At 58.5% G+C, this 13160-nt stretch carries 14 protein-coding genes and 1 pseudogene; 7 read left to right on the top strand and 8 right to left on the bottom strand.

Annotated features, from left to right (window positions below; translation table 11 throughout):
• The first annotated feature begins 85 nt into the window (after nucleotides 1–85).
• The gene (locus CHC01_RS18210; protein ID WP_141137119.1) at nucleotides 86–349 is read left to right on the top strand and encodes a hypothetical protein; all 264 of its coding nucleotides are present in this window, start codon (nucleotides 86–88) and stop codon (nucleotides 347–349) included.
• A gap of 143 nt (nucleotides 350–492) precedes the next feature.
• Here the strand turns inward: CHC01_RS18210 and CHC01_RS32640 are convergent, their stop codons facing one another.
• Complete coding sequence (locus tag CHC01_RS32640; RefSeq protein WP_176454579.1) at nucleotides 493–771, bottom strand: hypothetical protein; 279 nt, start codon at nucleotides 769–771, stop codon at nucleotides 493–495.
• Between CHC01_RS32640 and CHC01_RS18205 the strand changes: the two genes are divergently transcribed.
• On the top strand, nucleotides 657–1130 hold the full coding sequence (locus CHC01_RS18205; protein WP_089265598.1) for an autotransporter outer membrane beta-barrel domain-containing protein: 474 nt from the start codon (nucleotides 657–659) through the stop codon (nucleotides 1128–1130). The two genes, CHC01_RS32640 and CHC01_RS18205, sit on opposite strands and share 115 nt — an antisense overlap.
• 11 nt (nucleotides 1131–1141) lie before the next feature.
• The gene (locus CHC01_RS18200) at nucleotides 1142–1327 is read left to right on the top strand and encodes a hypothetical protein (RefSeq protein WP_089265597.1); all 186 of its coding nucleotides are present in this window, start codon (nucleotides 1142–1144) and stop codon (nucleotides 1325–1327) included.
• Nucleotides 1328–1804: 477 nt separating this feature from the next.
• Here CHC01_RS18200 and CHC01_RS18195 read toward each other — a convergent pair whose 3' ends face one another.
• The 4 genes from CHC01_RS18195 to CHC01_RS18180 form a co-directional block, all read right to left on the bottom strand.
• Nucleotides 1805–2008: a hypothetical protein gene (locus CHC01_RS18195; RefSeq protein ID WP_089265596.1), complete on the bottom strand. Its 204-nt coding sequence runs from the start codon at nucleotides 2006–2008 to the stop codon at nucleotides 1805–1807.
• Nucleotides 2005–2382 (bottom strand): hypothetical protein, encoded by a 378-nt coding sequence (locus CHC01_RS18190; protein ID WP_210421682.1) that lies wholly within the window; start codon nucleotides 2380–2382, stop codon nucleotides 2005–2007. Before CHC01_RS18190 ends, CHC01_RS18195 begins: the two co-directional genes overlap by 4 nt.
• An 81-nt stretch (nucleotides 2383–2463) precedes the next feature.
• The gene (locus CHC01_RS18185; protein WP_283805458.1) at nucleotides 2464–2949 is read right to left on the bottom strand and encodes an EAL domain-containing protein; all 486 of its coding nucleotides are present in this window, start codon (nucleotides 2947–2949) and stop codon (nucleotides 2464–2466) included.
• 5 nt (nucleotides 2950–2954) lie between these two features.
• The gene (locus CHC01_RS18180) at nucleotides 2955–4346 is read right to left on the bottom strand and encodes an NAD-dependent succinate-semialdehyde dehydrogenase (RefSeq protein WP_089265744.1); all 1392 of its coding nucleotides are present in this window, start codon (nucleotides 4344–4346) and stop codon (nucleotides 2955–2957) included.
• A 162-nt stretch (nucleotides 4347–4508) separates the two neighbouring features.
• On the opposite strand from CHC01_RS18180, the gene adhP reads away from it, so the two are divergent.
• Nucleotides 4509–5588 carry an alcohol dehydrogenase AdhP gene (gene adhP, locus CHC01_RS18175; protein WP_089265593.1) on the top strand — a complete coding sequence of 360 codons (1080 nt, stop codon included), beginning with the start codon at nucleotides 4509–4511 and terminating at the stop codon, nucleotides 5586–5588.
• A 184-nt stretch (nucleotides 5589–5772) separates the two neighbouring features.
• Here adhP and CHC01_RS18170 read toward each other — a convergent pair.
• Nucleotides 5773–6528, bottom strand: a pseudogene (locus CHC01_RS18170) (phosphoketolase family protein); the annotation flags it as partial.
• 9 nt (nucleotides 6529–6537) lie between these two features.
• Between CHC01_RS18170 and CHC01_RS18165 the strand changes: the two are divergent.
• The gene (locus CHC01_RS18165) at nucleotides 6538–6744 is read left to right on the top strand and encodes a ribbon-helix-helix domain-containing protein (RefSeq protein ID WP_244558395.1); all 207 of its coding nucleotides are present in this window, start codon (nucleotides 6538–6540) and stop codon (nucleotides 6742–6744) included.
• Nucleotides 6745–7084: 340 nt separating this feature from the next.
• Here the strand turns inward: CHC01_RS18165 and CHC01_RS18155 are convergent, their stop codons facing one another.
• The gene (locus tag CHC01_RS18155) at nucleotides 7085–8692 is read right to left on the bottom strand and encodes a methyl-accepting chemotaxis protein (RefSeq protein ID WP_502695671.1); all 1608 of its coding nucleotides are present in this window, start codon (nucleotides 8690–8692) and stop codon (nucleotides 7085–7087) included.
• Between the two features lie 887 nt (nucleotides 8693–9579).
• On the opposite strand from CHC01_RS18155, the gene CHC01_RS18150 reads away from it, so the two are divergent.
• Together CHC01_RS18150 and CHC01_RS18145 are read left to right on the top strand one after the other, a co-directional pair.
• Entirely contained in the window at nucleotides 9580–10560 is a 981-nt protein-coding gene (locus tag CHC01_RS18150; protein ID WP_089265590.1) for an AraC family transcriptional regulator, read from the top strand.
• A gap of 689 nt (nucleotides 10561–11249) precedes the next feature.
• Nucleotides 11250–12140 (top strand): exonuclease domain-containing protein, encoded by an 891-nt coding sequence (locus CHC01_RS18145; RefSeq protein ID WP_141137118.1) that lies wholly within the window; start codon nucleotides 11250–11252, stop codon nucleotides 12138–12140.
• 80 nt (nucleotides 12141–12220) lie between these two features.
• Here the strand turns inward: CHC01_RS18145 and rpoH are convergent, their stop codons facing one another.
• A complete protein-coding gene (rpoH, locus tag CHC01_RS18140; protein WP_089265588.1) occupies nucleotides 12221–13099 on the bottom strand; it encodes an RNA polymerase sigma factor RpoH in 879 nt (292 codons plus the stop codon).
• Nucleotides 13100–13160: the final 61 nt, after the last annotated feature.

Here is a 13160-nt window from a genome sequence, read left to right as displayed (position 1 = left end):
TATGGACCGGCTGCTGATCGCAAGTGAAAGTTTGCGTGGATAGCGGAAGTCGCTGATATGTATCCGGCCTGGCGCCGGCGTCGCTATGGCAATGGGCTATACCGCGACCGACGTCCAACTGACACTGGCTCCCAAGCAGTTGACGCCGACTGTTGGCGCTCCCAATGCGCCGGCCAATGCATATTCGGTGGCCACCGCCATCGACAGAGCCGTCGTGGCTGGGGGCGATCCCTCCCTACTGTTCGCGATCTACAACCTGCCGGCTGCGGCGATCCCAGCTGCGATCAACCAGCTTTCCGGAGAGATCCACACCGCCGCCCCGGCGATGGCCAATGTGGCAGCCGACTAATTCCTGCGCGCGATGCTCGATCCGATGGCGGCCGGGCGACTTGGTGCCAGTGCTGCCGGCAGGGGATCTGCGGCGACCTTCTACGGGCTGCTTCACAAACGCACCGAGAAAACGGGCGTGGCGTCGCAGCTCGATGCGTTCAGTTATTCGGTTTGGGCCTCGGCCTTCGGTTCCCATGGCCGCACCAACGGCGACGCGGCGATCGGTTCGGCCCAACGCGCCATCGACGATACGCATCTTGCCACGGGCATCGATATGCGATTGACGCCGGACACGATCGCCGCGTCGCCATTGCCGGCGGCAAGGCGTGCGCCTTGCTCGCGGGGGGCGTCGGCAAGGTCGATGCCGATGTCTTCCAGGCCGGCATCTACGGCACGACCCAGCTCGGCCCAGTCAAACTGGCGCCGCTGCGGGGTACGCAAGGCTCGACAACGACGTCAGCCGGGGCATTCCGGCGCTGGGCTCGACGTTCTCCTCATCCTACGAGACCGCGGCTTGGAGCGGACGCCTGCAGGCGAGCGCCGCTGCCTTCACTTGGAACGGACTCAGCCTCTCGCCCTTGGCCGCACTGCAGGCGACGCATGTCCGCAATCCGGCGATTGTCGAGGCGAACTGGACGGGTGCCAGCGCGGGTGCGCTCGCCTTGAGCAGGCGTAGTGAGACCACCTCGCGCAGCGAGTTCGGCCTGCAGCTCGATACCGACGGCCTCTTCGGCGGCGTTCCCGCTAACGGCTATGTCCGCGCAGCCTGGGCACATCACTTGCAGCGCAGGGCGACCTAACAGCGAGCCTGGTGGGTCTGTCCTCCGCCGCCTTCAGGGCCACGGGAGCGGCCGCCGACCGCAACAGCACGCTTATCGCCGCCGGCATCAGCGCCCGCCTCAGCGAACACATCAGGCTCGGTCTCAACCTTGACGGAGAACTTTCCGCCAACGCCAACCGCATCGGCGGGGCAGCGCAGATCAGGGTCAGCTTCTGAAGAGCCGTTTGGTGTGCTAAAGAAGCGCGTCGCCAGCTTTGGCTGCTGGGGCTTTTGTGTTGTGACGCTGGGGTCCATCTCCGGCGGAGATGCGAATTCACGTTGTGGGCGTTCCATAACGGCCGAAGGGCGAACGGCCGCTGTAGGAGCAAAGCTAGAATGTCAGCACTGAGCAAAGTTCAGATGTCAGTTTACTTTTGTGAAGTCTCTCCGGTACCTCGACGGCGATCTTTAAATCGGCATAGGTGCCGCCAGTACGCTTGCTGTTTACAAGAACCTCGTACCTGTTTCAGCGTGCTTCTCAATAGACCATTGGCGTCTCTAACTCACTGAGGTTCGCTCGGCTTCTCTCGTTCATGGCTTTCTGCATCTGCAGCCGCGCAAGCCTCGATCCCGTGACACTTGCTTCGATAGTACCAGGTACCTGCGGCGATCGAGCAACCGATGAAAGCGAGTAGACCATAAACCCATCCTCGTTTAAGCATCTTGATCGCCGGCCTTGTCCGCGCGAAGCAAAGCTTCCCGCGCTAAACGTTCGGCTTTCAGTCGATCCCTATTATCGTCGAAGCTTTTCTTCTCCAGCGCGTGTTCGTTCAACGGCTTCGCAGTTGGGGGGAGTGGTTTAAAAACGGCCTCCGCTCGGGCGGCGTTGGTTAGATCCGCAGCAGACTTCTTCCTCATCGTTTACTTTTCCGATCTACACGGACATCACGAAATTCTGAAGGACCTTTGAGCAATCGCCGCTTTCGCGTGGCTTGCTCTTCCGGCGAAGCTGACACGTCAGTCATCTTGTCGAGCTGGTTGCCTGCGAGCTCGGTTGACTTTGACGATTTAGCCGATTTCTTCGCGCGGCCGGCTGTCGCACCTGTCAACCCAAGCTCGACAAGATGGCGGATGGCCTTGGGTCGCGATAGGTCCCGCTCATTTTGCGCTGCGATCCAGGCGTCGATGGATGCTAGTAGCTCATCAAGCATTCGCACGCCAATAACGGTGCCCGTACCTGTGGTCACGGGACGACCGCGTTTATTTGCATTAACGACAATGTGGTTCTTCATCATTTACCGTTAACACAAAATCGAACTGAAGGAAAGTTGGTGCTCGCCCTGGTCGAAGGCGTCACACGGGGCAGGCCAGGATTATGCGAACAGCGCCGGTCGTGCAATCGCATAACCTTGAGCAAAGCCAACATTCATTTTGGTGAGAACGTCCATTATCGCCTCGGACTCGACGCACTCGGCAATAACAGTCATGTTCATAACACGGGCCATTTTCACGATCATTTCAACCATGACTCGATCGATCTCGCTGTCGAGAATTTCCCTAATGAAGCTACCGTCTATTTTAATGTAATCGACTGGTAGATGTTTTAGATACGCGTATGAAGACATTCCAGTTCCGAAATCATCCAGAGAGAAACGACACCCCTGCAACTTCAGAGCCTGCACGAATTGTCTCGCGTTATCGATGTTTTCGACTGCGCTAGTCTCGGTTATTTCGAAGCATATCAGTGTAGGATCTACTCCATGTTCGACGAGTTTTTTGCGAACATAGTCAATGAAGGACGGGTCTCCCTCTGCTTCAAGGTCCTGAGACCTTGAAGCAGAGGTGGGGCCGGATGACAGCGGCGTCAGAAAGCGGCGTCGATGTCGACGACGTCGATCAGCTTGTGGTTGACGAATTCCTTGATGCCGAGGCCCAGCAGTTCGCGGCCGTAGCCGGAGCGACGGACGCCGCCGAACGGCAGGTCGGCCTTGACCATGGTCGGGTGGTTGACAAACACCATGCCGGTCGAGATTTTCCGGGCCACTTCCGCGCCGTGCTTGGTGTCCGAGGTGAAGACCGAGCCGCCCAGCCCGAACGGCGAGTCGTTGGCGATGCGCACGGCGTCGTCTTCGTCCTTCGCGCGGAACAGCATCGAGACCGGACCGAAGAACTCCCAGTAGCGGGCCGGATTGTCGTCGGCGACGTCAGTCAGGATCGTCGGCTGCACGAAGGTGCCCTGGTTGGGCACGCTGGGCCCGACCTCAAGCGCGGTGGCGCCATGGGAGACCGCTTGACGGATCTTGTCCTTGATCTCGTTGGCAGCGCCTTGCGACGACAGCGGCGCCAGCGTGGTTTCGGGGTCAAAGGGATCGCCCGCGTGCAAACCGGCCACGCCGACCTTGTAGCGCTCGAAGAACGCGTCGTAGACCTCGTCGACGATGATCATCCGCTTGGACGACACGCACACCTGCCCGCCGTTCCAATGACGGCCGAACACCGCCCACTTCGTGGTCTTTTCCAGGTCGGCGTCGGCGAGCACCACAAAGGCGTCTGCGCCGCCAAGCTCCATCGTCGACTTCTTTAGGGCCTTGCCCGCCTGGGCCGCGATGATCGCGCCGGCGCCCTCGGAACCGGTAAGCGCGACGCCGTGGACGCGTGGATCGTTGAGGATGGTCTCGATCTGCCAGCGGGTGGCGTAGAGATTCTTGAAGGCCCCGTCCGGCAGGCCGGCTTCTCGCATCAGTTTTTCGAAGGCAGCGGCGCTCTGCGGCACGTTGGAGGCGTGCTTAAGCAACATGGTGTTGCCCGCGGACAGCTGTGGCGCGATGATCCGGGCGATCTGGTAGTAAGGGAAATTCCACGGCTCGATGGCGAGCAGGACGCCCAGCGGGTCATGCACGATGATCGCTTCGCCCTCGGCCGGATCCGCGACGGTCAGCGTCTGCGGCGCCAGCAGCGTCTCGGCGTTCTGGGCGTAATATTCGAAGATCGCGGCCGACAGCTCCACCTCCGCTCGAGCCTCGGTCAGCAGCTTGCCCATCTCGAGGGTCAGCAGCGTGGCGTAGGGTTCGATCTCCTTGCGCAGGATATCAGCAGCGTTCTGCATCACCTTGGCTCGCTCAGCGAACGAAGTTTCCTTCCAAGACAGGAATGCGGCGTGGGCGTTCGCTATCGCCAGCTCGATTTCGGCGTCGGTCGCATCCGGAAAAGTCTTCAAAACCTCACCGGAATAGGGATTCGTGGTCGCATACGTCATGATGACCTCTTCGTTTGCTGCGGCTCGCTCCCGGAATCCGAGCATCTCTTCCGGCTTGAGCTCGCACCAGGATGTCCTCGGCTGCGCATCGCGCCTTGATCTCTGTCAATGCTGCCGTCTACGGCGCGCCTAATCTGGCTTCATCAACCGAGGAGATGGACGATGATTGCCAAGACGATGAAGGCTGCCGTCGTGCGCCGTTTCGGCGAACCGCTGGTGATCCAGGACGTGCCCGTGCCGGCGCCCGGTCCCGGCGAACTGCTCGTCAAGGTCATGGCCTGCGGCGTCTGCCATACGGATCTCCACGCGGCGGATGGCGATTGGCCCGTTAAGCCGTCGCCGCCGTTCATTCCCGGCCATGAAGTCGCCGGTGTCGTCGCGGCACTTGGGCCCGACGTGACGGATTTCAAAGAGGGCGATGCGGTCGGCGTGGCGTGGCTGCACGACGCCTGCCTGCGCTGCGAATACTGCGAAACGGGTTGGGAGACCCTGTGTGAGCACCAGCACGACACCGGTTACAGCTGCGATGGCGGCTTCGCGGAGTATGTCATCGCCTCCGCCGCTTTCACGGCCAGACTTCCTGCCAATGTCGATTTTGCACAGATCGCGCCGATCCTCTGCGCCGGCGTCACCACCTATAAGGGCCTGAAGGAAACCGAAGCGCGTCCTGGCGAATGGGTCGCGATCTCCGGCATTGGAGGCCTCGGCCATGTCGCGATCCAATACGCCAAAGCTATGGGCTTCAAGGTCGTGGCGCTCGATGTTGCGCCTGAGAAGCTCGCCCTGGCGCGTGAGACGGGCGCCGATGTCGCGATCGACGCGCGCTCGCCCGACGCCGTGGCAGATGTCCTAAAGGCTACAGGCGGCGGCGCTCACGGCGTTCTCGTGACCGCCGTCTCGCCGCCCGCGTTTTCCCAGGCCCTCCACATGGTGCGCCGCCGGGGCACCGTCGCGCTTGTCGGTCTCCCGCCGGGTGAGTTCCCGACACCGATCTTCGACGTGGTGCTGAAGCGTATCACGGTGCGGGGCTCAATCGTGGGCACGCGCCGCGATCTCGACGAGGCTGTCGCTTTTGCGGTCGACGGTAAGGTCAGGGCCGAGATCACCAAGGCTCCGCTCAGCGATATCAACGCGATCTTCGCCAAGCTCAAAGCGGGCAAGATCGAGGGACGCATAGTCCTGGACCTTTCCATGCCGATCGCCGGGTCGACACAGATAACAGAAGGTGAACTCGCGGTCTGAGAAACCTCAACTAGGCAAACGCCAGCCCGTCTTGCGAGGCGGCTCCGTCTGGGTTGATCAACGCAGTGCGCGTGCCCTCTATCGCGCCTGTCGGCCCGGCCAGCACTGCTCTCGATCCGCGATCAGACTGATAGTCCTATCAGCGTGCCTGTGTATCGACGGTCTTTTCGCACACCCTGCAGAGGGGTAACGCCCGGGACACTTTCAGCCATTTGGCATGCTGATTGAACATTGAATCGACGATGTGGATGAATGCCTCATAGCAGGACATCAGCCCGTGGCGGCCGGTCAGCAGATAGCCTTCCAGCCAGCCCTGGCACAGATGCTCGCTGAGCACTTCCATCACCCGGCCGTCCTGGGCGAGGTGGACATCATACGGCTCGATGCCCTCCATCCAGACGCGCTCGGTCACGTCGAATACCGCGTCGAGCCTGTTGGATGCTGTCTCGTCTGGACCCATGATGCGGAAGTTGCGCGCGTCGGCGTTCAGCTTGATGACGTCGCGCAGAAATTGCCCCATCACCCGCGTTGCTTCGCCTTCGGTTCCGCCGGGATGGGGAACATCGATGGCGTAGGCGCGGAAGTCAGGTAGCTTCAGCTCGCGCTTTAGCAAACCGCCGTTGGCATGGGGATTGGCTCCCATGCGCCGCCGGCCCTGCGGCGCCAGAGCCTGCAACTCAGGTAGCAGCCGACCGGCTTTGTCGAACAGATCATCGATCCGGTAGCCGCGCATCCATTCTTCGAGCAGCCTGAGGTGTTCGGGATTGCCGCGCGGGTTGGCAATCGGCACCTGGTGAGCGCGCCAGAAACCTTCGACCTTCAAGCCGTCGACTTCCTTGGGGCCGGTCCAACCCTTCGGACTGCGCATGACGATCATAGGCCATTTCGGCCGCTCCACCGTTGCGCGACCGTCGCGGGCAGACGCCTGAATTGCGCGGATTTTATCGTAGTGAAGCGCGGTACTGTCGCGCGTGGGATAAGAACAAGCGCGACCCTAGAACAGGCCTTCTGGGATGGATTGAGAGAGATCGCCGATGAGCGAGGGACCACTATCACCGAGCTTGTTGCGCAGATCGAAGCGAGCCGCGAGTGTTCAAATATGTCGTCGGCGATCCGGCTATTCGTCCTCGCCCATTTTCGAGATAAGCCATTCTGATTTGAACGCTGCCAAAGCGGTGTAATGGATTCAATGAAAAGCTCAATAAGCTTTCAAGCCCGCGCCACACTTAAAAAATGGCCTACGCTCAATGGTCAGAAAGTCAGCTCGCGTGATGGCGCTAAGCCCTACACGATCGCGGAGTCGACGCTTTACGATTGCGTTCTTCGTTTAATCGCAATGCCAGCCGGGTACCAACCTCTGTACGAGATCCACACGTCCGCCCAGGCCGACGTCGTACCATCAGTCTTAACTGCGGATGGATCCGTCGAACTTAGCAAGTTTCTGAATCTTTAGAGGAGGGCACGATTCAAAGTTCGGCACCCAGCTGACTCATGGGCTAGGCTGCCTCTGCTGCAGCGCGCTGCATGCTCGATGACATTTCAGAAGTCACGGTACTTTGCTCTTCGACCGCCGCCGCAGTCGCCGTAACGTATTCGCTGACGTTCTGAATCTCCTGCTTGATGGAGACGAGTGCAGTTACCACATCGGCCGAAATTTCGTTCAAGCTATCGATTTCGGTAGTGATCTTATCGGTTGCCTGCTTCGCTTGATTTGCGAGGTTTTTGACCTCAGAGGCCACAACGGCGAAGCCGCGTCCCGCCTCTCCGGCGCGCGCAGACTCGATAGTTGCGTTAAGAGCGAGCAGATTGATCTGGCCGGTGATGTTTCCGATCAGTTCAACGATGCCACTCATCGCGATAGCCGCAGAGCTAAGGCGTTGCGCCTGGCCGTCGGCAACCTCGACCTTTTCAACGGCAGACGTCGCGGTATTCCTTGACTTGACCATCGCTTCTGAAATTTCGCGCACGGAAGCGTTGAGCTCTTCTGCCCCTGCAGCGACCGAATCCATCATAGAGCGTACGCGTTCACTCTTCATGCGGGCGATCACCTGATCCGTCGTGTCAGTTGCGTACTTGACGACCTTAAACGGTCGACCGTTGAGATCGAGGATCGGATTATAGGACGCCTGAATCCAAACCTCTTTGCCGCCTTTTCCGATGCGCTTATATTCGGCGACCTGATACTCTCCCCTGTTTAAGCTGGCCCAAAATTCCCGATAAGCGACCGAGTCCCGATCGGTGGGGTCGACAAACATGCGGTGGTGATGTCCCTTGATCTCCGCGAGTGAGTATCCCAGCGCGTGTAAGAAGTTGTCGTTCGCAGTCAGGACGGTGCCATCCATGTTGAATTCGATTACCGCCTGAGACTTTCCGATCGCGGTGATCTGCCCGGCAAGATCGGCGGTCCTCAGTTTGTCGCCGGTGACGTCGGTCGCGAACTTAACCACCTTGAATGGCTTGCCATTTTGATCGAGAATTGGATTGTAGGAGGCGAGGATCCAGACTTCCTTTCCACCCTTGCCGATGCGCTTGTACTCGGCCGCCTGGTAGTCCCCGCGGTTCAAGCTGGCCCAGAATTCGCCGTACGCTGCACTGGCGCGCATTGCCGGTTCGACAAACATGCTGTGATGCTTCCCTACGACCTCGGACAGTGAGTAGCCTAACGCGCTTAGGAAGTTATCATTGGCAGTCAAAATGGATCCATCCATCGCAAATTCGATGACGGCCTGTGACCTGCCTATTGCCACGACTTTGGCAGCGTACTCAAGGTTCTGCAGACGGAGGCCCGCATCATTCCACTCGACCGCGGTTCCCAGACGCTTGCCCTTTTTGTCCTTCAGCGGTGTTGCGATGAGGTCAAACGCCCGACCGCCAACCCGGATCGTCGCACGATGAACCTTGTTCAGATTTGCGAGCATGTGTCGCTGATGGACAGGATTCTTGTGAAAGGTATCTATATTGGAGCCGACCAAGTCGGCGACATTAAATCTTGGTAGGTCCTTTTGAATATCCGTTTGAGCTTCTTTCAGGAGCGCCACCACGGCTTCGTTGACGTAAGTGATGTTTAGGTCAGCATCCGCGAGCATGACGTTGGCGGTCAACATATCCGTAGCGATAGATTTTGCCAGGTCCCTCGCGGTTTGTCGGCTGTTGAACATCTCAAAAGTCCTTTTGCATAAATGTGATGAAATAGAAGTTGAGCTTGACGCTTCGACTACTGACGACTGGATCAGTCGTTCGTCAGTTTTCTCCCAACCGAAGCCAATCTCTAGGAATTGCGGATCTGCGAGCTTGATGATTCTCACGGCCAATTGCCGGAACGGCGGCGGTACGGATGGACACGATCCAAGAGGGTGGATCGCCGTTTTCTTGTTTGATCGAATGGACTACGCCCTCGATTTCGCAGCCGTTCACCGGTAATCGTTTGCTGACACCAGCGAACATTGCAATTTTGCAGCGCCACGCTTCTCTCTTTTTGTCAGTTCGAACCGTAAGCATGGGATTCCCAGACACTTCAAGCACGGCTCCCGCATCGGCTTGCTGAGCAACATGCAGCTAACTTCTCGTAGTTGTGTACAACATGATTCTATCTAACGCGCCGTAAGTCCCTGCAGTGCCATTGTTCAAGAACCGCCAAGCCGCCTTGGGTTGAGGGAAGGTGCCCGCGAAAGGCCTAGAGGAGGGGGCATCGTCCCCGTATCGCATTCGCCGCCGCTGAATGCGATAAGGGACAGGACTGCTTTTATGTCCAAGGACCCAAGTCACAGTTTGTCGAATGCATGATGAATATCATGTTACCGGTCAGCCCGCGGGGCTTGCCTGATTTTGCCTGCTAAATCATTGGACTACGACAGAGGCCGCCATTACGTTTGCGCGCCGACGCATGACTATTTCGTTCCCTGTCCATGTTGATCAGGATCAAGGCTGCCGCTCTAAATGTAGGTTACATGCCCGGAGAATTTCATGAATTCATTTTGGACGCCGGATTTAGATGCACTGCACCCCGCTTCAAGCTTTCCAGGTGCTCGATACCGCTGACCCTTGCGCGGCTCGGGCAACATTAATTGGTACCTATGGTGCTAGAACTTTCGAGGTCCGAAAGAACGACGCTTTTAACGTCAGAGCAAGCTTCGTACAGGTGGGAGGCATCTCGCTGTCCTATTGCGACTATGCTTCCTACGTCTCGCTGAGTTTTCCCGAAGCGTCATTCGTCCGACAGCATATCTGCCTGTCAGGAGAGGTCCGCATTCACAGTGGCGGGCATGTTCAAGAGCTGACGTCCGACGAATGGTCGGGACTTATACCTCCCCGTATGGACGTCCGATATGAATATGGCGCGGGCACCAAGCAGTTGGTTATGTGGCTCGATCTGCAAAAGCTGGGCAGCAAACTTGATGCCCTTCTCGGGGATGGCCGGCAACGTTCGCTGGATTGGTCTGCAGGCGATGGCGCCAGGCCAATGGCCATGGCAAGCATGCGCCGCGCTGTCGAGTTTCTTGCTGTCGAACTCGAAGCGAACGCAATCGCCGCCGCCCCTAAACTCGGTTTCGTGGAGATCGAGGATTACATTATGGTCCGCTTCCTGTACGCTCACGACCACGAGCAACTTCTCCGTCTGACCCGAGAAGTTCGTAGCGCGTCCAACGCGCAATTGAAGCGCCTAGAGGATTACATTTTCGAAAATTGGTATGAACCGTTAGACGTCGAGACCATGGCGAACGTTAGCGGAGTGAGCGCAAGAAGCGTGTTCAGACACTTCCGCGCGGTTCACGGTTGCACTCCTCAAGCCTTTCGGAAGCGCATACGTTTAGACCGGGCCCGGGAGCGGCTCCTGAAGAATGGCCCCGGCACGACGGTCGTAGGCGTCGCCCTCAGTTGCGGCTTTCAGAGCCTCGGACACTTCGCGCGAGAGTACAGACAAACTTTCGGCGAGCTGCCGTCCTCGACCCTCACGAGCGCGGCCCGGGTTTAGATTGAAGCCGCCATCTGCCGTTTCACCCGAGCACCCCTTCTGTAGAAGCCAACTCCTGGTCGTCAGAAGCCTGAATGGGTGCTTCCAGCAGTCAGGCTTCCCAGCGACGAAACGCCTCGGCTTCTCACACAGGGCGGAGACAAGGAAGCCGAAGCGCGTGCGTGTCTTCGGCGAGTTCGTCTCCAGCACGCCGCACGCTCCGCGGGACTGCCGCTCTCTAGAGCAAGAAGGGTGAGCTACTCTCAAATCATTCCGATTCGCATAAGTTTCATTATCGAATAAAAACCTAAATAGGGTAGCGAGTGACTACCGGCGAGCTGCCTGCCGGCGCGTCCGTTCAATGCCGTCATTGATCTCGCCGTGGCATGCTTCCACAGCTAGCTCACGCGAGCGAAACTTGACCGGCCCTTGTACCGAGCGATTGCCTAGATAAATGTTCCAGCGCCAAAGCCCCGGCTGGACCTCCTGCACGTCGTATTGAACTGCTCGATGTAGCATTCGGCGCAGTCTCCGTTTCCCAACGGGAGTATATCACAGATAACTCTGCCCAAATACCCGTGCTGGGAAACAGCCTGATTCCACCTCTCTATACCTGCCCTGCGGAAGCCATCGTAAGGCTTTTCAGGCTAAAGACCGTTGTCCTCATCCAGCCCTTGGGCAATGATCCAGGCAAGCTGGGGAGCTCGGGGATGGTCAAGGATTTCATCGCATTGGATGTTGAGACGGCAAATGCCGATTTCGGCAGTATCTGCTCGGTCGGGCTTGTCCACTTCAAAGACGGAGCGGTCTTCAAGTCTCTCGACATTTTGGTCGATCCCGAGGACGCCTTCGACCCGGCCAACATCAGAATCCACGGGATTACACCCGAAAAGGTCTCTGGAAAGCCGAATATGGCGCGGGTCATTCCGGTCATCGCCGCCGCGCTTGAGAACGCAGTGATAGTCCACCACAGCCCTTTCGATCGCACAGCGCTTGCGCGCGCTGCGGGGCGATACGGGACGGGCGGGCTACCGTGCACCTGGGTGGATTCCTGCCAAGCCGCGAAACGGACTTGGGATCGGTTTCGAGGGAACGGCGGCTACGGTCTTGCGAACCTAACCAAATCGTTCGGGATCGAGTTTACGCATCATCAGGCCGTCGATGACGCACGAGCATCTGGAATGTTGATGTTGCTCGCGATAGAGGCCAGCGGAACACCGCTGCATCGATGGGTTGATGACATAGGTTACGCGTCGACGGTCGATACATCTCCGCGTCGCATTCAGGCGCCTGCTTATGCAGGTAAAAAGGTTGCTCAGTCCGGCCTGTCTGATGGGCCGTTTGCAGGCGAGACGGTTGTTTTCACGGGCGCTCTTCAGATCGCGCGACAGCAAGCCGCCAGCGACGCCGCCTCGGCGGGCTGCGACGTCGCCGACAGCGTGACCAAGAAAACGACCATCCTCGTAGTCGGAGATCAGGATCTGCGGCTCACAAAAGGTCAGGAAAAGAGTTCGAAACACCGCAAGGCGGAACACATGATCGCCAATGGCGCGACCATCCGCATCGTAGGAGAGACGGATTTCATGCTGATGGTGCAATAACTCGCGCCGTGCTCCCTCTCATTGGTTGTGATTGATTGGCATGAACATGTGGAGTGTGATGAGCCTGCGCACATCGACGTTCACTTCGCGTCAACACTCAAGAGCGATGCTGCATATGTTCGGGCCTTTTCGAGCGCTCTGACTTCTATTTGCCGCACACGCTCGCGTGACACGCTTAGTTCTGAGGCCAGTTCGTCAAGTGTAAGCGGGGTGTCCGCTAGCCATCGTGCTTCGATAATTCGCTGCTCCCTCGGTTTCAGTTGGTCGAGTGCTTGCCTGAGGATCTGCCGCCGCCAGTTGAGCTCACTGCGTTCCGCGACATCTTCTTCAAAATTAGACGTGGGATCGGCCAAGCGCTCCTGCCACTCAGCTCCCTCTTCGTCGTCCTCTCGTGAAGTCGCATTGAGCGACATGTCGCCGAGGAACCGGCGATTCATATCGATCACCTCGCTCTCGGGCACGTTCAAGCGATGCGCAATCGTTGCGACATGGTCGGGCTGCATATCGGCGTCTTCAAGAGCTGCGATCTTGCTCTTCAAGCGACGCAGGTTGAAGAACAGCCGCTTTTGGGTGGACGTGGCGCTGATGTGGACGATCGACCAGGACCGCAGGATGTAATCTTGGATCGTCGCCTTGATCCACCAGGTGGCGTAGGTCGCAAGCTTGAAACCTTTGGCCGGATCAAATCGCTTCACGGCTTGCATTAGGCCGATGTTGCCTTCCGAAATGACGTCGGCGATAGGCAGCCCATAGCCGCGATAGCGCATCGCCAGTTTGGCGACCAGACGGAGATGGCTTGTCACAAGATGATAGGCAGCGTCCCTGTCGCCGTCTTCGCGTAAGCGCCTGGCGTAGGTGAGCTCTTCTTCAGGCTTGAGGAGCGGAAACTGCTTGATAGCGGTGAGATAATACGTAAGGCCTTCTCCAGCGGCCAAGGCTGGAAGTGCGAAGTGGGTCATCCCTGCCTCCTGACGATTCGCGAGTGATCAGCGCGATGCCAAATGTCACGCGGGTCCGCGA

This window comes from Tardiphaga sp. OK246, from assembly GCF_900188215.1.
In the GTDB taxonomy this organism is placed as follows: domain Bacteria; phylum Pseudomonadota; class Alphaproteobacteria; order Rhizobiales; family Xanthobacteraceae; genus Tardiphaga; species Tardiphaga robiniae.
Note: the sequence above shows the minus strand (reverse complement) of the source record. Positions and strands in the feature narration are given on the sequence as shown.